The sequence below is a fragment of the Devosia sp. SD17-2 genome (assembly GCF_029201565.1).
Classification (GTDB): Bacteria; Pseudomonadota; Alphaproteobacteria; order Rhizobiales; family Devosiaceae; genus Devosia.
The window spans coordinates 123614-141489 of the sequence record NZ_CP104002.1 but is presented as its reverse complement, the minus strand read 5'-3'; the positions used below and the strand labels follow the sequence as shown (position 1 = coordinate 141489).

Below are 17876 nucleotides of genomic sequence, written 5' to 3'. Positions count from 1 at the left end.
GCAGGTCTAGCCCTATTTGCCCCTCTCGGGCAACGCCGCACTTGACCTTTGTGCCAGGGCTCGGGAACTGTGCGTCTGTTGGAAATGATAAAACTGGGGGGCAGAGTGGACGACGAGGCAGTCCGGCGCCGGGTGACGGTGCATGATGTAGCGCGCTCTGCCGGCGTGTCCCTGGCCACGGTGGACCGTGTCCTCAATGGTCGCCCCGGGGTGCGCGCCGCCACGGCTGAAAAGGTCGAGGAGGCCATTGCCAGCCTCGGATTTTCGCGCGATCTCAATGCCTCGCTGATGGCCCGGGCGCGGGATCTGTCGATCCTGTTCTTCATCCCCGACAGCGCCAATGAATTCATGGACAGCCTCGCCGATGCGGTGGGGCGTCGCGCGCCGCAGGCCAATTCCGACCGCATCCACATCTCCACCCAGCGCGTCCGCGCCCTTGATGCCGGGGCCCTCGCCCGCGAGCTCGATCGCCTTTCCCCGCAAAGCTGCGACTGCGCCGTCATCGTCGCCAGCGAAGACCCGGCCATTGTCGCTGCCGTCGATTCGGCTACGCGCCGGGGTATCGTGGTGATGACGCTGGTGTCCGACCTGCCCGGCTCCGGTCGGCGCCACTTCATCGGCATCGACAATGTTGCAGCCGGCCGTACGGCAGCCTCCCTGCTCGGACGCTTCCTGCCCGCCGGTGGCAAGGTGGCCGTTATCGCCGGTTCCCTCCACCTTCGCGATCACAAGGAGCGCTTTGAGGGATTTTCCCAAGTTCTCGGCGCGGAATTTTCGGGCGTCGACCCGATCGGCCCGTTTGAGGGGCATGACGACGGCGCGGAAACCGAGACCCTGGTCGCCGACATTCTCGCGAAACACCCAGATCTTTCAGGCCTATACAATCTCGGCGCTGGCAATGCCGGGCTCGTCGCGGCGCTCGAAAAATCCGGTCGCGCCCGGAGCATTCGCGTCATCGCGCACGAATTGACCGGCCCCACCCGCGCTGGCCTCAAATCCAGCGCCATCGACGTGGTCCTCGACCAGAACCCGGATGGCGAAATCCGGGAGGTGATTGCCGCCGCACGGTCCCTTGCCTTGTCGACGCCGCGGCCCCTTGCCAGCGACCCCATTGAAATTGGGATTTTCCTGCGCGACAATCTGCGCTAAACAAACGTCCAATCAAAACATGGGCGGCCCAAAATTGGGCAGGAGGAGGAGCTGATGTTGCTTTTGATCATTTCTGAGGTACGTGCCTCATGACCTTCCTCGGCATCGATATCGGCACGTCCGGGGTCAAGGCTCTGCTCATCGACGACAACGGCCGCGCCATCGGCGAAGCCTCCGCGCCCGCCGTCGAGCCGGTCCGCCCCCATCCGGGCTGGTCGGAACAAAATCCCGCTGATTGGTGGACTGCCACCCTCGGCGCCATCGACAAGCTCAAGCAAAGCCACCCGACCGAGCTCGCCGATGTGCGCGGTATTGGCCTCTCCGGCCACATGCATGGCGCGACGCTTCTCGATGCCAATGACGAGGTGCTGCGCCCCTGCATCCTCTGGAATGACGGCCGCTCTTCCGCCGAATGCGGGGAAATGGAAGCCGCGCTCCCCAATCTGCGCGATCTCGCCGGCAATATCGCCATGCCCGGCTTCACCGCGCCAAAAATCGCCTGGGTCCGCAAGCACGAGCCGGCCATCTACGACAAAATCGCCAAGGTGCTGCTGCCCAAGGCTTACGTCCGCCTGCTGCTCACCGGCGAGCACGTCGAAGACATGTCCGACGCCGCCGGCACGCTCTGGCTCGACGTCGCCAAGCGCGACTGGTCGGACGAATTGCTCGGCGTCACCGGCCTCACCCGCGGGCACATGCCGCGTCTGGTGGAAGGCTCTGCCGTCTCGGCGCAGCTCAAGCCCGAATTCGTCTCCCGCTGGGGGATGTCGGGCACCGTCGTCGTCGCCGGTGGCGCGGGCGACAATGCGGCGGCCGCCTGTGGCATCGGCGCCATCCGTCCCGGCGAGGGCTTTGTCTCCCTCGGCACGTCAGGCGTGCTTTTCGTCTCCAACGAAAAGTTCAGCCCCAATACCCACGGCGCCGTCCACGCCTTCTGCCACGCCATTCCCGATACCTGGCACCAGATGGGCGTCATCCTTTCGGCGACCGATTCGCTGAACTGGCTCTCCCGCATCACCGGCAAGAAGCAGGCCGAGCTCGCAGGCGAAGCCGAGGCCCAGTTTGCCGGTCCGGGCGAAGCGATCTTCCTGCCCTATCTCTCGGGTGAGCGCACTCCGCACAACAATGCCAATGCCCGCGGCTCCTTTGTCGGTCTCAGCCAGTCCACCGACAGCGCCCAGCTGGCCCAGGCCGTCATGGAAGGTGTCACCTTCGCCATGCGTGATTGCCAGCGCGTCCTCGCCGATGCCGGTACCTCCATCAATCGCCTCCTGGCGGTGGGCGGCGGTTCAAAATCCGCCCTTTGGTTGAAGATGCTGGCGACCAATCTCGACATGGAAATCGCCCTCCCCGAGGACGGTGATTTCGGTGGCGCGCTCGGCGCCGCCCGCCTCGGCCTCTGCGCCGCCACCGGCGCCAAGCCCGCCGATGTCATGGCCATGCCGCCCATCAAGACAATTATCGCGCCCGACACATCCCTGTCGGCCGCCTATTCCGATCAATATGCGCGCTACCGCGCACTCTACCCCGCCATTGAGGAGGCAATTTCGTGAGCGACTTTTTTAAGGGCCTGTCGCAGGTCAAGTTTGAAGGCACCGAGAGCAAGAACCCGCTCGCCTATCGCCACTACAACAAGGACGAAGTGATCGCCGGCAAGCGGATGGAAGACCATATCCGCCCGGCCATCGCCTATTGGCACACTTTTGCCCAGGAAGGCGGCGACCCCTTCGGCGGCCGTACGTTCGATCGCCCGTGGTTCGACAAGGGTCTCGATGGCGCCAAGCTCAAGGCTGAAGTCGCCTTCGAGTTCTTCGATCTCATCGACGTGCCCTTCTTCGCCTTCCACGACGTCGACGTCGCTCCTGAAGGCGCAACGCTTGAAGAGAGCAACAAGAACCTGCGCATCATCGGCAATATCATTGCCGCCAACATGCAAAAGTCCGGCAAGAAGCTCCTCTGGGGCACGGCCAACCTCTTCTCGAACCGGCGCTACATGGCCGGCGCCGCCACAAATCCCGATCCGGAAGTCTTCGCCTATGCCGCCGGTCAGGTAAAATCCGTGCTCGAGCTGACCCATGAACTGGGCGGCGAGAACTATGTGCTCTGGGGCGGCCGCGAGGGCTACGAAACCCTCCTCAACACCAAGATCGGGCAAGAGCAGGACCAGATGGCCCGCTTCCTGCACCTCGTCATCGAGCATGCCGAAAAGATCGGCTTCACCGGCCAGATCCTCATCGAACCCAAGCCGCAGGAACCATCCAAGCACCAGTACGACTACGACGTCGCCACGGTCTTTGGCTTCCTCCAGAAGTACGGCCTCGAAAAGAAGGTGAAGTGCAATATCGAGGTCGGCCACGCCTTCCTCGCAGGCCACTCCTTCGAACACGAGCTGGCTGTTGCCTCTTCGCTGGGCATGCTCGGCTCGGTCGACGCCAACCGCAACGATTTGCAGTCCGGCTGGGACACCGACCACTTCCCCAATAATGCGGGGGAAATGGCGCTCGCCTTCTACTACATCTTGAAGCAGGGCGGTCTGGGCAAGGGCGGCTTCAATTTCGACGCCAAGGTCCGTCGCCAGTCGCTCGATCCGGCCGATCTGCTCCATGGTCACATCGGCGGTCTCGATACCCTCGCCCGCGGCCTCAAGGGCGCCGTTGCCCTCATTGAAGATGGTGAGTTCGACAAGCTGCTCGACGATCGCTACGCCGGTTGGGACAATGGCCTCGGCAAGGACATCCTCGGCGGCAAGCTCTCGCTCGCCGACATCGCCGCCAAGGTCGCCACCGACAACATCAACCCCCAGCCGCGTTCCGGCCGCCAGGAATATCTCGAAAACCTGGTCAACCGCTTCGTCTGATCACCCAAGCGCGGAACCCCCTTCTCCCCTTGAGGGAGAAGGTGTCGGCGCAGCCGACGGATGAGGGGTCTGCGATTTCATCGCTCGCGCAGCGCGCGCGGCGAAAACCCCTCACCCGCCCTTCGGGCACCCTCTCCCTCAAGGGGAGAGGGCTATGGAGCCGAACGCTCATGCCGCAAATCACCAATCCCATCCTGCCCGGCTTCAATCCGGATCCGTCCATCCTCCGCGTCGGCGAGGATTATTACATCGCCACCTCCACCTTCGAGTGGTTCCCGGGCGTTCAGATCCACCACTCAAAGGACCTGGCCAATTGGGAGCTCGTCACCCGTCCGCTCAACCGGAAAACCCAGCTCGACATGCGCGGCGATCCCGACAGCTGCGGCGTCTGGGCCCCCTGCCTCACCCATGACGGCGAAAAATTCTGGCTGGTCTATACCGACGTCAAGCGGAAGGATGGCTCGTTCAAGGACGCGCATAATTACATCGTCTGGGCCGAGAACATTGAGGGCCCCTGGTCTGATCCGATCTACGCCAATAGCTCAGGCTTTGACCCCTCCCTCTTCCATGATGACGACGGCAAGAAGTGGTTCGTCAACATGACCTGGGACCACCGCCGCCGCCCCCTGCTCTTCGCCGGCATTGCGCTCCAGCAGTTCGATCCCGAGCTCGGCAAACTCGTCGGCCCGATCAAGAACATCTATCAGGGCACCGATCTCGAGCTGGTCGAAGGCCCGCACCTTTACAAGCGCAACGGCAAGGACGGAAAGCCCTGGTATTATCTGCTGACCGCCGAAGGTGGCACGGCCTATGACCATGCCTGCACCTTCGCTCGCTCGCGCAATATCGACGGGCCCTACCAGACCCATCCGGATAAATATATCCTGACCTCCAAAGACGCGCCCCTCGCTGCCATTCAGCGCGCCGGCCATGGCGACCTTGTCGAGACGCCCGATGGCAAGACTTATCTCGTCCATCTCGGCGGCCGCCCAACCACCCAGGAACGCCGCTGCGTGCTTGGCCGCGAGACCTCTATCCAGGAGGCCTATTGGGGCGATGATGACTGGATTCACGCGAAACACGGGCCTGTTCCGTCCCTTCATGTCGAAGTTCCGGGCACGCGCGACGAGGCCAAATACTGGGCCGAGCAGCGCTATACTTTTGAAAATGGCCTGCCCCTCGATTTCCAGTGGCTGCGCACCCCGGAGACCGAGCGCATCTTCTCGACCCAGGAGGGCAAGCTGCGCCTCTTTGGCCGCGAATCCATCGGCTCGTGGTTCGAGCAATCCCTGGTCGCCCGTCGCCAGACCCATTTCTCCTATGACGCCGAGACGGTCGTGGACTTCAAGCCCACCGACGAGCGCACCATGGCGGGCCTAACGGCCTATTACAGCCGCTACAACTTTTTCTACCTCGCGGTCACAGCCCATTCTGACGGCCAGCGCGAGCTGCTGATCATGTCCTCGGAAGTCTCCTGGCCCGACGGCAACATGCGCTTCCCGGCCGCCCCGGTGCAGATCCCCGATGAGGGCAAGGTCCGGCTGGCCCTCACCATCCGCGGTCGAAACCTGCAGTTCTTCTACGCCCTCGAGGGCCAGGAACTGCAGCCCATCGGCCCGGTGCTCGATGCCTCGATCCTCTCGGACGAATGCGGTGGCCACCAGGCCCATGGCAGTTTTACCGGAGCCTTCGTCGGCGTCGCCGCCCACGACCTCAACGGCACCGCCAGCCCCGCCGATTTCGATTATTTTGTCTACCGGCCCCAGCACGACCCATCCGACCGCTACGAGATCGACAGCCTGCAATAGCTGCTACCCCCACCTAACGTCCCCCTGAAAAAGGGGGAGGGACAAACCCAGCTTGTGGCACCTCCTTGCCCCGCCACCGGCCCAACCTCTCCCCCTCCCAGGGGGAGGCCGGGTGGCGGTTCTGCGAGAGCCCTGGCGTCACCTCCCTGCCCCCAAAATAAAATATCGTTCCAAAACATTGCCCCCAGAGAGGACGTTCTGCCCCTTCCCCGGCTTGTCTTTAACTTGGCGATTGAGGAGTTTATGGCCAACCCATTGGGAGCCTCGTCATGAAACTCGAATCCATCGCCCTGCACCACGGATACACGTCCGAAGCCACCACCAAGGCCGCGGCCGTTCCAATCTACCAGACCACGTCCTACACCTTCGACAACACCCAGCACGGCGCTGACCTGTTTGACCTGAAGGTCCCGGGCAATATCTATACCCGTATCATGAACCCCACCCAGGCGGTTCTCGAAGCGCGCGTCGCCGAAATGGAAGGCGGCATCGCCGCTCTGGCCCTCGCCTCCGGCATGGCCGCCATCACCTATGCCATCCAGACCATTGCCGGCGTTGGCGATAACATCATCTCCATCTCCCAGCTGTATGGCGGCACCTATAATCTCTTCGTCCACGCCTTCCCCCGCCAGGGCATCGAAACCCGTCTCGTCTCCCACGACGATTACGAGGGTTTTGAAAAGGCCATCGACGAGAACACCAAGGCCGTCTTCCTCGAATCCATCGGCAATCCGGCCGGCAATGTCGTCGACATCGAAAAGATCGCCGAGATCGCCCATCGCCATGGCGTGCCGGTCATCGTCGACAACACCGTCGCGACCCCCTACCTCACCCGCCCGTTTGATTTCGGTGCCGACATCGTTGTCCACTCGCTGACCAAATATATCGGCGGCCACGGCGTCGCCATCGGCGGCATCATCGTGGATTCGGGCAAGTTCGACTGGAAGGCCAACGCAGCACGCTTCCCGATCCTCAACGAGCCCGATCCGTCCTATCACGGCGTCGTCTATACCGAGGCGCTTGGCCCCGCAGCCTATATCGGCCGCGCCCGCGTCGCCCCGCTGCGCAATACCGGCGCCGCCATCTCCCCGCACAATGCCTTCCTCATCCTGCAGGGTCTCGAAACCCTCGGCCTCCGCATGGAGCGCCACACCGAAAACGCCCTCAAGGTTGCCAAGCACTTGCAGGCGCATCCAAAGGTGCAGTGGGTCAATTATGCCGGCCTCGAAGACAGCCCCTATAACGCTGTCGCCAAGAAGATCTCCAAGGGTTCGGGTTCAGGCATCCTGTCCTTCGGCATCGAAGGCGGCAAGGAAGCCGGCGGCCGCTTCATCGATGCGCTGCAGATGATTTTGCGACTCGTCAATATCGGCGACGCCAAGTCCCTCGCCACCCACCCGGCCTCCACCACCCACCGCCAGCTCTCCCCCGAAGAACTGAAAAAAGCCGGCGTCTCCGAAGACCTCGTCCGCATTTCGGTCGGCATCGAACATGTCGATGATATCATAGCGGATATCGATCAGGCGCTTGCCAAGGTCTGATTGGGTTTGCAGCACTGATTTAATGGAGCCCTCGGATCACATGATCTGGGGGCTCATTGATTTTGAGGGTCTATCGTTCCCAGTCGTCCTCGGACCGCATGCTCACCTCCAGCGGATGCGACCCACTTTTTGGTGGGTTCTTGCCAAATCCGTCACCTATTCCCACTTCAGGCAGCACGCAACCAATTAGGATCAGGCGCATGAAGATCGGCATCATCGGCATAGGCCACATCGGCAGCACGCTTGCCCGTAAGCTCGCTGCGAACGGACACGAAGTGCTCGTTGCCAACTCCAAGGGCGCAGTTGCTGTGAAAGATTTCGCCGGAGAGATTGGCGCCACGCCTGCAGACGCCCAGGGTGCAGTCGACGGGGCGGATGTGGTGATCCTCTCGATCCCGTTCCCCGCAATCTCCAAGATAAAGACGGTCATCGACAGCGTGCCATCGACAATTCCCGTCATCGACACGGGCAATTACTACCCGGACATGCGTGATCCCCGAATTCCCGAGATCGACGCCGGGATGGTTGAGAGCGTTTGGGTTTCCCAGCAGCTTGGCCGGCCAGTCATCAAGGCTTTCAACAACATCCTGGCTTACTCGCTTGCTGAGCTCGGCCGCTCCCCGGGTGCGCCCGATCGACTGGCAATTGCCGTCGCTGGCGATGACGCAGCGCATAAGCGCATCGCAATGGAAATTGTCGAAGAGGTTGGTTTTGACGCTGTAGACGCCGGCACTCTTGAGGAGAGCTGGCGTCAGCAGCCATCCACTCCGGTTTATTGTTGCGACTGGAATGCTGCAGAGACACGGGATGCGCTGGCTGCCGCACAAATAGGCGCCGCTATTGTCAAGCGCGACCGTCTCCCTGAAATGTTCGCCAAACTGGGTGCAAACCCCACCCACGAGAAAATCATCGCTGCGAACCGACAAGCGAACGCGGTGTAGACCGCCAGCTTTGGGGCGCCGTGTTATCCGGCGTCCCTCTGCCGCTCGCGAATGGCAGCTCCACGAATCGGTGCAGTTACAACTGTGCCGTCACCACCCTCCCCCCGATCACATCTCCCTGAACCCCCAAGACACCCCCAAAAACCCCAACTACACTGATCCCCTGTTAGCGGTCGCAGGTTCTGCGTAACGCGCATGTTTGGGGAGCGCCTGCCAGGGTCAGCGACCTCCGCTTCTGGAGGGAAACGACTATGGCCAATCTGCATGTCATGAGCGGCTCCGGCGACAAGCTGGACATGCCCATCATCCGCACCATAAGTATCGCCGATCTGTTCACCGCGTTGCGCCGGGGCGCTGCCGATTTCTGGGAAAAGCCCAGCCATTATGTGCTGCTGGTCCTCATCTACCCCATTGTCGGCATCGTCCTCGCCATGTGGATGAACGGCTACTACACTTGGTCCCTGCTTTATCCGCTGATCGGCGGCTTCGCCCTTGTCGGCCCCATCGCCGCCCTGCCGCTTTATGAAGTCTCGCGCCGCCGCGAAAAGGGTCTCGAAACCACCTGGGGGGAGGCGATGAACGTGCTGCGCTCCCCCGCCATCGGCTCGATCATCGCGCTCGGTATCATGCTGCTCGTGCTCTTCACCCTCTGGCTCACCAGCGCCCAGGCGCTCTACGAAAACCTCTTCGGCTCCTCCCCGCCCAACACCTTCAATGGCCTTCTCGCCCAGATCTTCAACGAACCCGGCGGCATGACCCTCCTTCTCGGCGGCTCCCTGCTCGGCGGCGTCTATGCGCTCATCGTGCTCTGCACCACGGTCATCGCCTTCCCACTCCTGCTCGATCGCGATGTCGGCGCCTATGTGGCGGTGGAAACCTCCATTCGCGCTGTGCTGCGCAACCCGATCCCCATGCTCGCCTGGGGGCTGATCGTCGGGCTGTCCGTCTTTGTCGGCTCGCTGCTGCTGTTTGTCGGCCTTGCGGTGGTCCTGCCCATCCTCGGCCACGCCACCTGGCATCTCTATCGCCTCTTGGTCGAACCGGCCTCCCATATTCGCCAAGCCCCGACGGCTTGATGCAAAACGCCGCATTCCGCTGTCCACGCGACCGGTTGGATTTTTAACGCGTTGGCCTTAGGGTCGGGGCTTCTTTTTTAGCCCCGAACCGCCCGAGCACATGGATCAGACCCCTTTGGAGGCCGCCTCCAGCCCCGCGCCTGCGGCGCTGACGCCGATGATGGCGCAGTTTTTCGAGATCAAGGCGGTCAACCCCGGTTATCTCCTGTTCTACCGCATGGGCGATTTCTACGAGCTCTTCTTCGAGGATGCCGAAATCGCCAGCGCCGCCCTCGGCATTGTGCTCACCAAGCGCGGCAAGCATTTGGGCGAAGATATTTCCATGTGCGGCGTGCCCATCCACGCGGCCAATGATTATCTCAACAAGCTCATTCGCCTCGGCCATCGCGTCGCCGTCTGCGAGCAGATGGAAGACCCCGCCGAAGCCAAGAAGCGCGGCAGCAAATCCGTCGTGCGCCGCGATGTCGTCCGCCTCGTCACCCCCGGCACATTGACCGAGGACGATCATCTCGACGCCCGGAGCGCCAATTATCTGGCCGCCCTCTCCATGGTGCGCCATGGCGATACCGACTTCGCCCTCGCCTGGGCCGATATTTCCACCGGCGAAACCTTCGTCGCCGATCTCTCCGCTGATCGCCTCTCCGATGAACTCGCCCGCATCGCCCCGGCTGAGTTGCTCCTCACCGAGCGCACGCGCGAAACCCTTATCGAGCGGCATCTCTTTGCGCCCTCCTGGGCCGAGATTGCATCGATTGCCCCGCCCGAAGCCGCCGATAGCGAACTGGCGCTCGACCATATCAGGCGCGCCTTCGCCGCTGATGTGTTTGATCCTTCCGCCCTTTCCCGCGCCGGTCGGGCAGCGCTTGGCGCGCTCCTCGCCTATGTCGATCAGAGCCAAAAGGGCCGCCCCGCCCCGCTCCGCCCGCCCCTCCTCGATGCCGCCGATGCCGTCATAGCCATCGATGCGGCGACGCGCCAAAGCCTTGAAATCCTCCAGACCCAGCGCGGCCAGTCCAAAAACTCGCTGCGCCACGCCATAGACCTGACGGTCACCGCCCCCGGCGCGCGTCTTCTCGCCAATCGTCTTGCCGCGCCGCTGCGCGATGCCGCCGCCATCAATGCGCGGCTCGATGCGGTGTCCCGCCTCGTCGACGACACGATCCTGCGCGCAAAGTTGCGCACCGAACTCAAATCCGTGCCCGATCTCGCCCGCGCCCTTTCCCGCCTTGCGCTCGAGCGCGGCGGTCCGCGCGATCTCGCCGCGATCGGCAAGGCGGTGGGGGTGGCCTTGGCGCTGGGCGAAAAACTCGCACAAGTCTCCGATCTGCCCGCCGTGCTGTCCGGCCTTGCCCAAACGCTCGCCGCCGCTCCGCGCCCCCTCACCAGTGAATTTGCCCTCGCGCTAGCCGATGATCTGCCGCTCCTCACTCGCGACGGCGGTTTCGTCCGCGCCGGCTACAACGCAAAACTCGATGAAGAGCGCGCGCTCGGCTCGGAAACCCGCGCCGTCGTCGCCGCGCTCCAGGCCCGGTTGATGGACGAAACCGATGTGCGGTCGCTAAAAATCAAGCACAATGGCGTCCTCGGCTTCTTCGTCGAAGTCCCCGCCAGCCACGGCCAGAAACTGCTCGAAGCGCCGCATCGCGAGATTTTCATCCATCGCCAGACGCTGGCCAACGCGATGCGCTTCACCACCACCGAACTGGCCGAGCTCGAAGGGCGCATTGCCCGGGCCCAGGATGCCGCGCTCGAAATCGAGCACACCATTTTCGCCCAGCTGCGCGAAGCCGCACTCATCGAGACCGTGCGGCTACAGCATCTCGCCGACAGCCTCGCCGAGCTCGACGTCACCGCATCCCTGGCCGAAATCGCCGCCACGCGCGGCTATTGCCGCCCCCAGGTCGATGACAGCCTCGCCTTCGCCATTCTTGGCGGCCGTCACCCGGTGGTCGAAACCATGGTCAAGGCCGAGGGCCATGCCTTCGTCGCCAATGACGCTGATCTCTCGGGCGCCGACGATATCGGCGGCGGAAAGCTCTGGCTGGTCACCGGCCCCAACATGGGCGGTAAATCCACCTTCCTCCGCCAGAACGCCCTCATTGCTATCCTCGCGCAGATGGGCTCTTTCGTTCCCGCCGATAGTGCCCATATAGGGGTGGTGGACCGTCTCTTTTCCCGCGTCGGCGCTTCCGACGACATCGCCCATGGGCGCTCGACCTTCATGGTCGAAATGGTCGAAACCGCTGCCATTCTCAATCGCGCCACCCGCCGCAGCCTGGTCGTGCTCGACGAGATCGGCCGGGGCACCGCCACGTTTGACGGCCTCTCCATCGCCTGGGCGGCGGTCGAAGCGCTGCACGAAACCACCGGTTGCCGGGCGCTCTTTGCGACGCATTTTCACGAACTGACCTCGCTGGCCAAAACCCTCACCCGCGTCGCCAATGTCACCATGAAGGTGCGCGAGTGGGAGGGCGAGGTCGTCTTCCTCCACGAAGTCGGGCCCGGCGCTGCCGATCGCTCCTATGGCATTCAGGTGGCGCGCCTCGCCGGCCTGCCCGAGCCGGTCATCGCCCGTGCCAAACAGGTTCTTGATGTCCTCGAGCAGCGTTCGGCCGGCACCGCCTCTTCCAGCCAGAAGGCGAGCGTGCTAGATGATCTACCGCTCTTTGCCCACCAGCCTGCCCCGGCTGTCGCCAGCAAGGACCCTGTGCTCGAGGCGCTCGACGCCATTCGCCCAGACGAAATGACCCCCAAGCAAGCCATCGATACGCTCTACGAGTTGAAGAAAATCCGTGATGATGCTCGCCGACGCTGAGGCCAAGCCGCGAAAAGCCCAATTCGCGCTCAGGAGCGCCTCGGCCCTTCTTGCCGAACTCGATGCCCTTGTGGCCGACCAGCCTGCCAAATCGCCGGCGGCCCGCGCCCTGGTGCTGGCCCATATGCGCCAGACCCTCGCCGAGGCCCGCGTTGGCGCCGAGGCCGAACTGATCGCCACCAGCAAGGGCACGCGCTGCGCGCAAAATCTCTCCGCCGCCCAGGACGAGATTATTCGCGCCGTCTATCTGTTTGCCACGACGCGCGTCTATCCGGTCGACAACCCTTCCGGCGCGGAGGCCATCGCGCTCTCGGCCGTGGGCGGCTATGGCCGCGGCACGCTGGCGCCGGGTTCGGACATCGACCTCCTCTTCATCCTGCCCTACAAGCAGACCCCCTGGGGCGAGCAGGTCACCGAATATATCCTCTATATGCTCTGGGACCTCGGCCAGAAGGTCGGCCACGCCGTCCGCTCTGTCGATGAGTGCATCCGCATGGCGCGCGCCGACATGACCGTGCGCACCGCCACGCTGGAAGCCCGTTTCCTCACCGGCGACAAGAACCTCTTCGATCAGCTCGTCACCCGCTTTGAAACCGAGATCATGCCCAAGACGGGCCCGGAATTCATTGCCGCCAAAATGGCCGAGCGCGACGAGCGCCACAAGCAGATGGGCAATACCCGCTACGTGGTCGAGCCCAATATCAAGGACGGCAAGGGAGGCCTGCGCGACCTCAATACCCTCTTCTGGATCGGCAAGTATTTTTACCAGGTCAAGACCAGCCAGGAGCTGGTCGGCAAGGGTGTCCTCACCGCCGCCGAATATCGCCTCTTCTCCCGCGCCGAGGATTTCCTCTGGGCAGTGCGCTGCCACCTCCATTACGTCACCGCCCGCGCCGAGGAAAAGCTGACCTTCGACGTCCAGCCCGATCTCGCCCGCCGCATGGGCTATGCCGAGCGCCTCGGCATGCTCGGGGTCGAGCGCTTCATGAAGCGCTATTTCCTCGTCGCCAAGGATGTCGGTGACCTCACCCGCATCATCTGCGCAAGCCTCGAGTTCAACCACGCCAAGGATCTCGATCTCGTCGGCCGTGTGCTCGCGCCGTTCCGCTCGGGCAAGAACAAGATCAAGGGCGAGCCGGATTTCATCCTCGACACCGGCCGACTCAATATCGCCGCCGCCGATGTTTTCGAGAAAGACCCGGTCAACCTGATCAAGATGTTCATGGTCGCCGGTCGCGAAGAGCTGCTCTTCCACCCCGACGCCATCAAGCACATCCGCCATTCGCTGCACCTGATCGACAATCGCCTGCGCAACGACGCCAAGGCCAATGGCTATTTCCTCACCATTCTGACCAGCCCGCTCTATGTCGAGCGCATGCTCCGGCAGATGAATGAGAGCGGCGTGCTGGGCAAGTTCGTGCTCGATTTCGGCAAGATCGTCGCCCTGATGCAGTTCAACATGTACCACCACTATACGGTGGACGAGCATCTCATCCGCTCGGTCGGCTGCATGGCCGATATCGCCAATGGCGGTCTGCGCGATGAACTGCCGCTGACCCATGAGCTGCTGCCCCAGCTCAACGACACGCGCCTGCTCTATGTCGCGCTCTTCCTCCATGACATTGCCAAGGGCCGCCCCGAGGATCACTCGACCGCCGGCGCCCGCATCGCCCGCAAATTCTGTCCCCGTCTCGGCCTGACGCCGGCTGAAACCGACACCGTCGCCTGGCTCATCGAATATCATTTGCTGATGAGCGAGATCGCTCAGGCCCGCGACATCCAGGATCCGGAAACGGCAAAAGCCTTTGCCGATATCGTCCAGTCTCCGCAGCGCCTGGCGCTTTTGATGATCCTCACCGCCTGCGATATCCGCGCCGTCGGCCCCGGCACCTGGACCGGATGGAAGGGCTCGCTCCTGCGCGCCCTTTACTACGCCACCGAGCCCCTGCTCTCGGGCGGCCATAGCCAGGTCAGCCATTTCGACCGCGTCCACGCCGCCCGCCAGACCCTCGCCGCCGCCCTCGAAAAATGGCCCGCCGAAGCGGTGGAAACCTATCTCGCGCGCCACTACGACCATTACTGGCTGCGCGCCGAGCCCGAACTGCAGCTTGAACACGCCCGCATGATCCGCCACGCCGACGATGCCGACCAGCCCTTTGCCGGCTCCATCCGCGTCAAGGCGTTTGAAGGCATTACCGAGGTCAGCTTCTATACGCCCGACCACCCGCGCCTGCTTTCCCTCATCGCCGGCGCCTGCACCATGCAGGATGCCTCCATCATCGGCGCGCAGATTTTTTCCACCCGCGACGGCCGCGCCATCGACACTTTCCGCCTCCGCCGCAGCTTCACCTCCGACGAGGACGAAAAAGTCCGCGCCACCCGCATCATCGATACGGTCAAGCAACTGCTCCAGGGCAAGCGCACCGTCCTCATCGACACGGGCAAGCAGAGCCGCCACAACAAGCGCCTCAAACCCTTCGCCCTGCCCGCGCAGGTCTCGGTCTCCAACGCCATCTCGGAAAAGTTCACCGTCATCGAGGTGTCCGGCCTCGACCGCATCGGCCTCCTCTACGCGCTCACCCGTGAAATCTCCGACCTCAACCTCACCATCGGCTCCGCCCATATCGGCACCTATGGCGAAAAGGCAGTCGACGTTTTCTACGTTACCGACCTCACAGGCCAGAAGATTCACGTGAAACAGCGGCAGAAGAAGATCCACGACGCCCTGCTCGCAGTGTTCGAAAACCCCACCGAAGACAAGAAAGCCGCCAATGGCTAGGTCGTGGGCATTACCCCCACCCACCCTCCCCCTGATAGGGGGAGGAGCCCATCAGTGGCTGACCACCATCCTCTCCCCATCCCCGATCCGTCCCTCCCCCTCCTCCTGGGGGAGGCTAGGTGGGGGTGCTCCCTTGTTGCCACTGCACACCAAACCCTCCACCAACACCGCCCTGCCTCCCTCCCCCTCGTGGGGAGGGATTGAGGGTGGGGGTCTCTCCTCTCCCAAAACCAGCCGCGCCCACCCATGAGTCTTCTCAAAAACTTCGTCTCGGTCGGCAGCTGGACCATTGTCTCCCGCCTTGCCGGTTTTGTCCGCGATGCGCTGATGGCCGCCGTGCTCGGGGTGGGCCCGGTGGCCGACGCCTTCAACGCCGCCTTCCGCTTCCCCAATCTCTTCCGGCGCCTTTTCGCCGAGGGCGCGTTCAACACCGCCTTCGTGCCCATGTTCTCTGGCGCGCTCGAGCAGCAGGGCGATGACGGCGCGCGCGAGCTGGCCGCCCGCATCATGAGCTGGCTCGTCGCCATGCTCCTCGTCGTGACCATCGTCGTCGAAATCTTCATGCCCCAGATCATGGTGGCCTTTGTCCCCGGCTTCGTCGACGACAAGGAAAAGTTCGACCTCACGGTCCTCCTCACCCGGATCATGTTCCCCTATCTCGCCTGCATGTCGCTGATGGCGGCCTATGGCGCGATCCTCAATTCGCTCGGAAAATTCTTCGCCGCCGCCTTTGCGCCGGTCCTGCTCAACATCGTCAACATCGCCATGCTGGTGCCGCTCGCCACTTTCTGGGTGCAGTCGCCCGAAGACGCGACTATCTGGGTGGCGCTGGCCACTATGGGCGGCGGCATTGCCCAATTGGCGCTGGTCTGGGCCGCCATCGAGCGGGCCGGTTTCCGCCCCGATTTTCGTCGCCCCCGGCTCGATCCAGAAGTGCGGCGCTTCTGGGTGCTGGCCATCCCGGCGATCCTCACCGGCGGCATTACCCAGATCAACATTTTCGTCGGCACCATCATCGCCTCGGGCGCCGATGACACCATCTCCATCCTCGCCTATGCCGACCGCCTCTACCAATTGCCCCTCGGCATTATCGGCATTGCCATCGGCACGGTGCTGCTGCCCGAGTTGAGCCGCCACCTCAAGGGCGGCCGCGATGTCGAGGCCAAGCGGAGCCAGGAACAATCCCTCTTCCTCTCCATGCTGCTCACCGTTCCCGCCGCCGCCGCGCTGATGGGCCTCGCCGAGCCTATCGTCCGGGTGCTGTTCGAACGCGGCGCCTTCGATGCCTTCGCCACCACCCGCACCGCCGAGGCCCTCGTCGCCTTTGCCGCGGGCCTGCCCGCCTATGTTCTTATTCGCGTCCTCCAGCCGGGCTTTTTCGCCCGCGAGGATACGGTCACCCCCACCATCTTTGCTGCCATCAGCGTTGCGGTAAACATCGCCATTTCGCTCTGGCTCTTCCCCACCCTCTTCCATGTCGGCATTGCTCTGGCCACGGCCGCCTCGGCCTGGGTCAATGTCCTCATGCTGGCGGTGGCGCTGGCCCTCCGCGGCCATTTCGCCGTCCCCCGCAGCCAATGGTGGGGCCAGACCATGATCATCGCCATCAGCGCGCTCATGGGTCTCAGCCTTTATTTCCTGGCCGAGCGCGGCGCCGCCCATCTCGCCTCCGGCATGCCGCTCTGGCGGCAGGCAGTCGTGCTCTTTTCGCTCGTCGCCTACGGCATCGTGCTCTACTTCACCCTCATTCATTTCAGCGGCACCCAGCGTCTTGGTGGGCTGCTCGCCCGCTTCCGCCGGCGTCGCTGATGGTTCCCAATCGCGGCGGCAGCGTATAGAACTCTGCCGTTCCGCACTCAGCACTTCGAAAGATCCATGGCCTTTTCTCCTCGCGTCTTTTCCGGCATCCAGCCTTCCGGCGATCTGCATCTGGGCAATTACCTCGGCGCCATCCGCCGCTTCGTGCCCCTGCAGGACACGCATGAGACCATTTATTGCGTGGTCGATATGCATGCCATCACGGTGTGGCAGGAGCCCGAAGCCCTGCGCCGCGCCACGCGCGAAGTCGCGGCCGCCTTCATCGCCGCTGGCGTTGATCCCAAGCGCTCCATCGTCTTCAACCAGTCGCAGGTCGTCCAGCACGCCGAGCTGGCCTGGATCTTCAATTGCGTCGCCCGCATTGGCTGGATGAACCGCATGACGCAGTTCAAGGACAAGGCCGGGAAGAACAGCGAAAACGTCTCCCTGGGCCTCCTGGCCTATCCATCGTTGATGGCCGCGGACATTCTCCTCTACAAGGCCACCCAGGTGCCGGTCGGTGACGACCAGAAGCAGCACCTTGAGCTGACGCGCGACATCGCTGCCAAGTTCAACAACGACTATGCCGCCTCGCTCGCCGAGCAGGGCCTTGATCCCGAATTCTTCCCGATCACCGAGCCGCTGATCGCCGGTCCCGCCACGCGCATCATGTCCCTGCGCGACGGCACCAAGAAGATGAGCAAGTCGGATCCTTCCGACCAGTCGCGCATTTCCCTGCTCGATGATGCCGATGCCATTGCCAAGAAGATCAAGAAGGCCACCACCGACCCGGCCGAACTGCCCGAAACCGTCGAAGGCCTTGCTGGCCGTCCCGAAGCCGACAATCTCGTCGGCATCTACGCCGCGCTCACCGACAAGACCAAGGCCGAGGTGCTGGCCGAATATGGCGGCGCTGGCTGGGGCAAGTTCAAGCCGGCGCTGGCCGAGCTTGCTGTGTCGGTGCTCGGCCCGATGAGCGGCGAAATGCGCCGTCTCCTCGATGATCCGGCTACTATCGACGCCGTGCTGCGCGATGGCGGCGAGCGCGCCGGTGCGATTGCCGAAAAGACCATGAGCGAAGTCCGCCGCATCGTCGGCTTCATCCGCTAAACC

Annotated in this window: 11 protein-coding genes; all 11 read left to right on the top strand. The window is 63.3% G+C overall.

The window, feature by feature from the left end:
- The first annotated feature begins 105 nt into the window (after positions 1–105).
- The 11 genes from NYQ88_RS00665 to trpS all read left to right on the top strand — a co-directional run bounded on the left by NYQ88_RS00665 (position 106) and on the right by trpS (position 17873).
- The gene (locus NYQ88_RS00665; RefSeq protein ID WP_275653073.1) at positions 106–1149 is read left to right on the top strand and encodes a LacI family DNA-binding transcriptional regulator; all 1044 of its coding nucleotides are present in this window, start codon (positions 106–108) and stop codon (positions 1147–1149) included.
- 89 nt (positions 1150–1238) lie between these two features.
- Entirely contained in the window at positions 1239–2702 is a 1464-nt protein-coding gene (gene xylB / locus NYQ88_RS00660; protein ID WP_275653072.1) for a xylulokinase, read from the top strand.
- A complete protein-coding gene (gene xylA / locus NYQ88_RS00655; protein ID WP_275653071.1) occupies positions 2699–4006 on the top strand; it encodes a xylose isomerase in 1308 nt (435 codons plus the stop codon). Before xylB ends, xylA begins: the two co-directional genes overlap by 4 nt.
- 170 nt (positions 4007–4176) lie before the next feature.
- Positions 4177–5814: a glycoside hydrolase family 43 protein gene (locus NYQ88_RS00650; RefSeq protein WP_275653070.1), complete on the top strand. Its 1638-nt coding sequence runs from the start codon at positions 4177–4179 to the stop codon at positions 5812–5814.
- A gap of 269 nt (positions 5815–6083) precedes the next feature.
- Complete coding sequence (locus NYQ88_RS00645) at positions 6084–7355, top strand: O-acetylhomoserine aminocarboxypropyltransferase/cysteine synthase family protein (protein ID WP_275653069.1); 1272 nt, start codon at positions 6084–6086, stop codon at positions 7353–7355.
- Positions 7356–7453: 98 nt separating this feature from the next.
- Complete coding sequence (locus NYQ88_RS00640) at positions 7454–8296, top strand: NAD(P)-binding domain-containing protein (RefSeq protein WP_275653068.1); 843 nt, start codon at positions 7454–7456, stop codon at positions 8294–8296.
- 251 nt (positions 8297–8547) lie between these two features.
- Complete coding sequence (locus NYQ88_RS00635) at positions 8548–9372, top strand: DUF2189 domain-containing protein (protein ID WP_275653067.1); 825 nt, start codon at positions 8548–8550, stop codon at positions 9370–9372.
- A 100-nt stretch (positions 9373–9472) separates the two neighbouring features.
- On the top strand, positions 9473–12187 hold the full coding sequence (gene mutS / locus NYQ88_RS00630) for a DNA mismatch repair protein MutS (protein WP_275653066.1): 2715 nt from the start codon (positions 9473–9475) through the stop codon (positions 12185–12187).
- A complete protein-coding gene (locus tag NYQ88_RS00625; RefSeq protein WP_275653065.1) occupies positions 12168–14966 on the top strand; it encodes a [protein-PII] uridylyltransferase in 2799 nt (932 codons plus the stop codon). The genes mutS and NYQ88_RS00625 overlap by 20 nt, the downstream gene beginning before the upstream one ends.
- A 246-nt stretch (positions 14967–15212) precedes the next feature.
- A complete protein-coding gene (gene murJ, locus NYQ88_RS00620; RefSeq protein ID WP_275653064.1) occupies positions 15213–16775 on the top strand; it encodes a murein biosynthesis integral membrane protein MurJ in 1563 nt (520 codons plus the stop codon).
- 66 nt (positions 16776–16841) lie between these two features.
- Positions 16842–17873 carry a tryptophan--tRNA ligase gene (gene trpS / locus NYQ88_RS00615; protein ID WP_275653063.1) on the top strand — a complete coding sequence of 344 codons (1032 nt, stop codon included), beginning with the start codon at positions 16842–16844 and terminating at the stop codon, positions 17871–17873.
- The last annotated feature ends 3 nt before the right edge of the window (positions 17874–17876 follow it).

Coding starts and splice junctions, on each gene's coding strand:
- NYQ88_RS00625 (WP_275653065.1), top strand. CDS start 12,168: ATGATGCTCGCCGACGCTGAGGCCAAGCCGCGAAAAGCCCAATTCGCG.
- xylB (WP_275653072.1), top strand. CDS start 1,239: ATGACCTTCCTCGGCATCGATATCGGCACGTCCGGGGTCAAGGCTCTG.
- NYQ88_RS00635 (WP_275653067.1), top strand. CDS start 8,548: ATGGCCAATCTGCATGTCATGAGCGGCTCCGGCGACAAGCTGGACATG.
- NYQ88_RS00640 (WP_275653068.1), top strand. CDS start 7,454: ATGCTCACCTCCAGCGGATGCGACCCACTTTTTGGTGGGTTCTTGCCA.
- NYQ88_RS00650 (WP_275653070.1), top strand. CDS start 4,177: ATGCCGCAAATCACCAATCCCATCCTGCCCGGCTTCAATCCGGATCCG.
- mutS (WP_275653066.1), top strand. CDS start 9,473: ATGGATCAGACCCCTTTGGAGGCCGCCTCCAGCCCCGCGCCTGCGGCG.
- NYQ88_RS00645 (WP_275653069.1), top strand. CDS start 6,084: ATGAAACTCGAATCCATCGCCCTGCACCACGGATACACGTCCGAAGCC.
- murJ (WP_275653064.1), top strand. CDS start 15,213: ATGAGTCTTCTCAAAAACTTCGTCTCGGTCGGCAGCTGGACCATTGTC.
- trpS (WP_275653063.1), top strand. CDS start 16,842: ATGGCCTTTTCTCCTCGCGTCTTTTCCGGCATCCAGCCTTCCGGCGAT.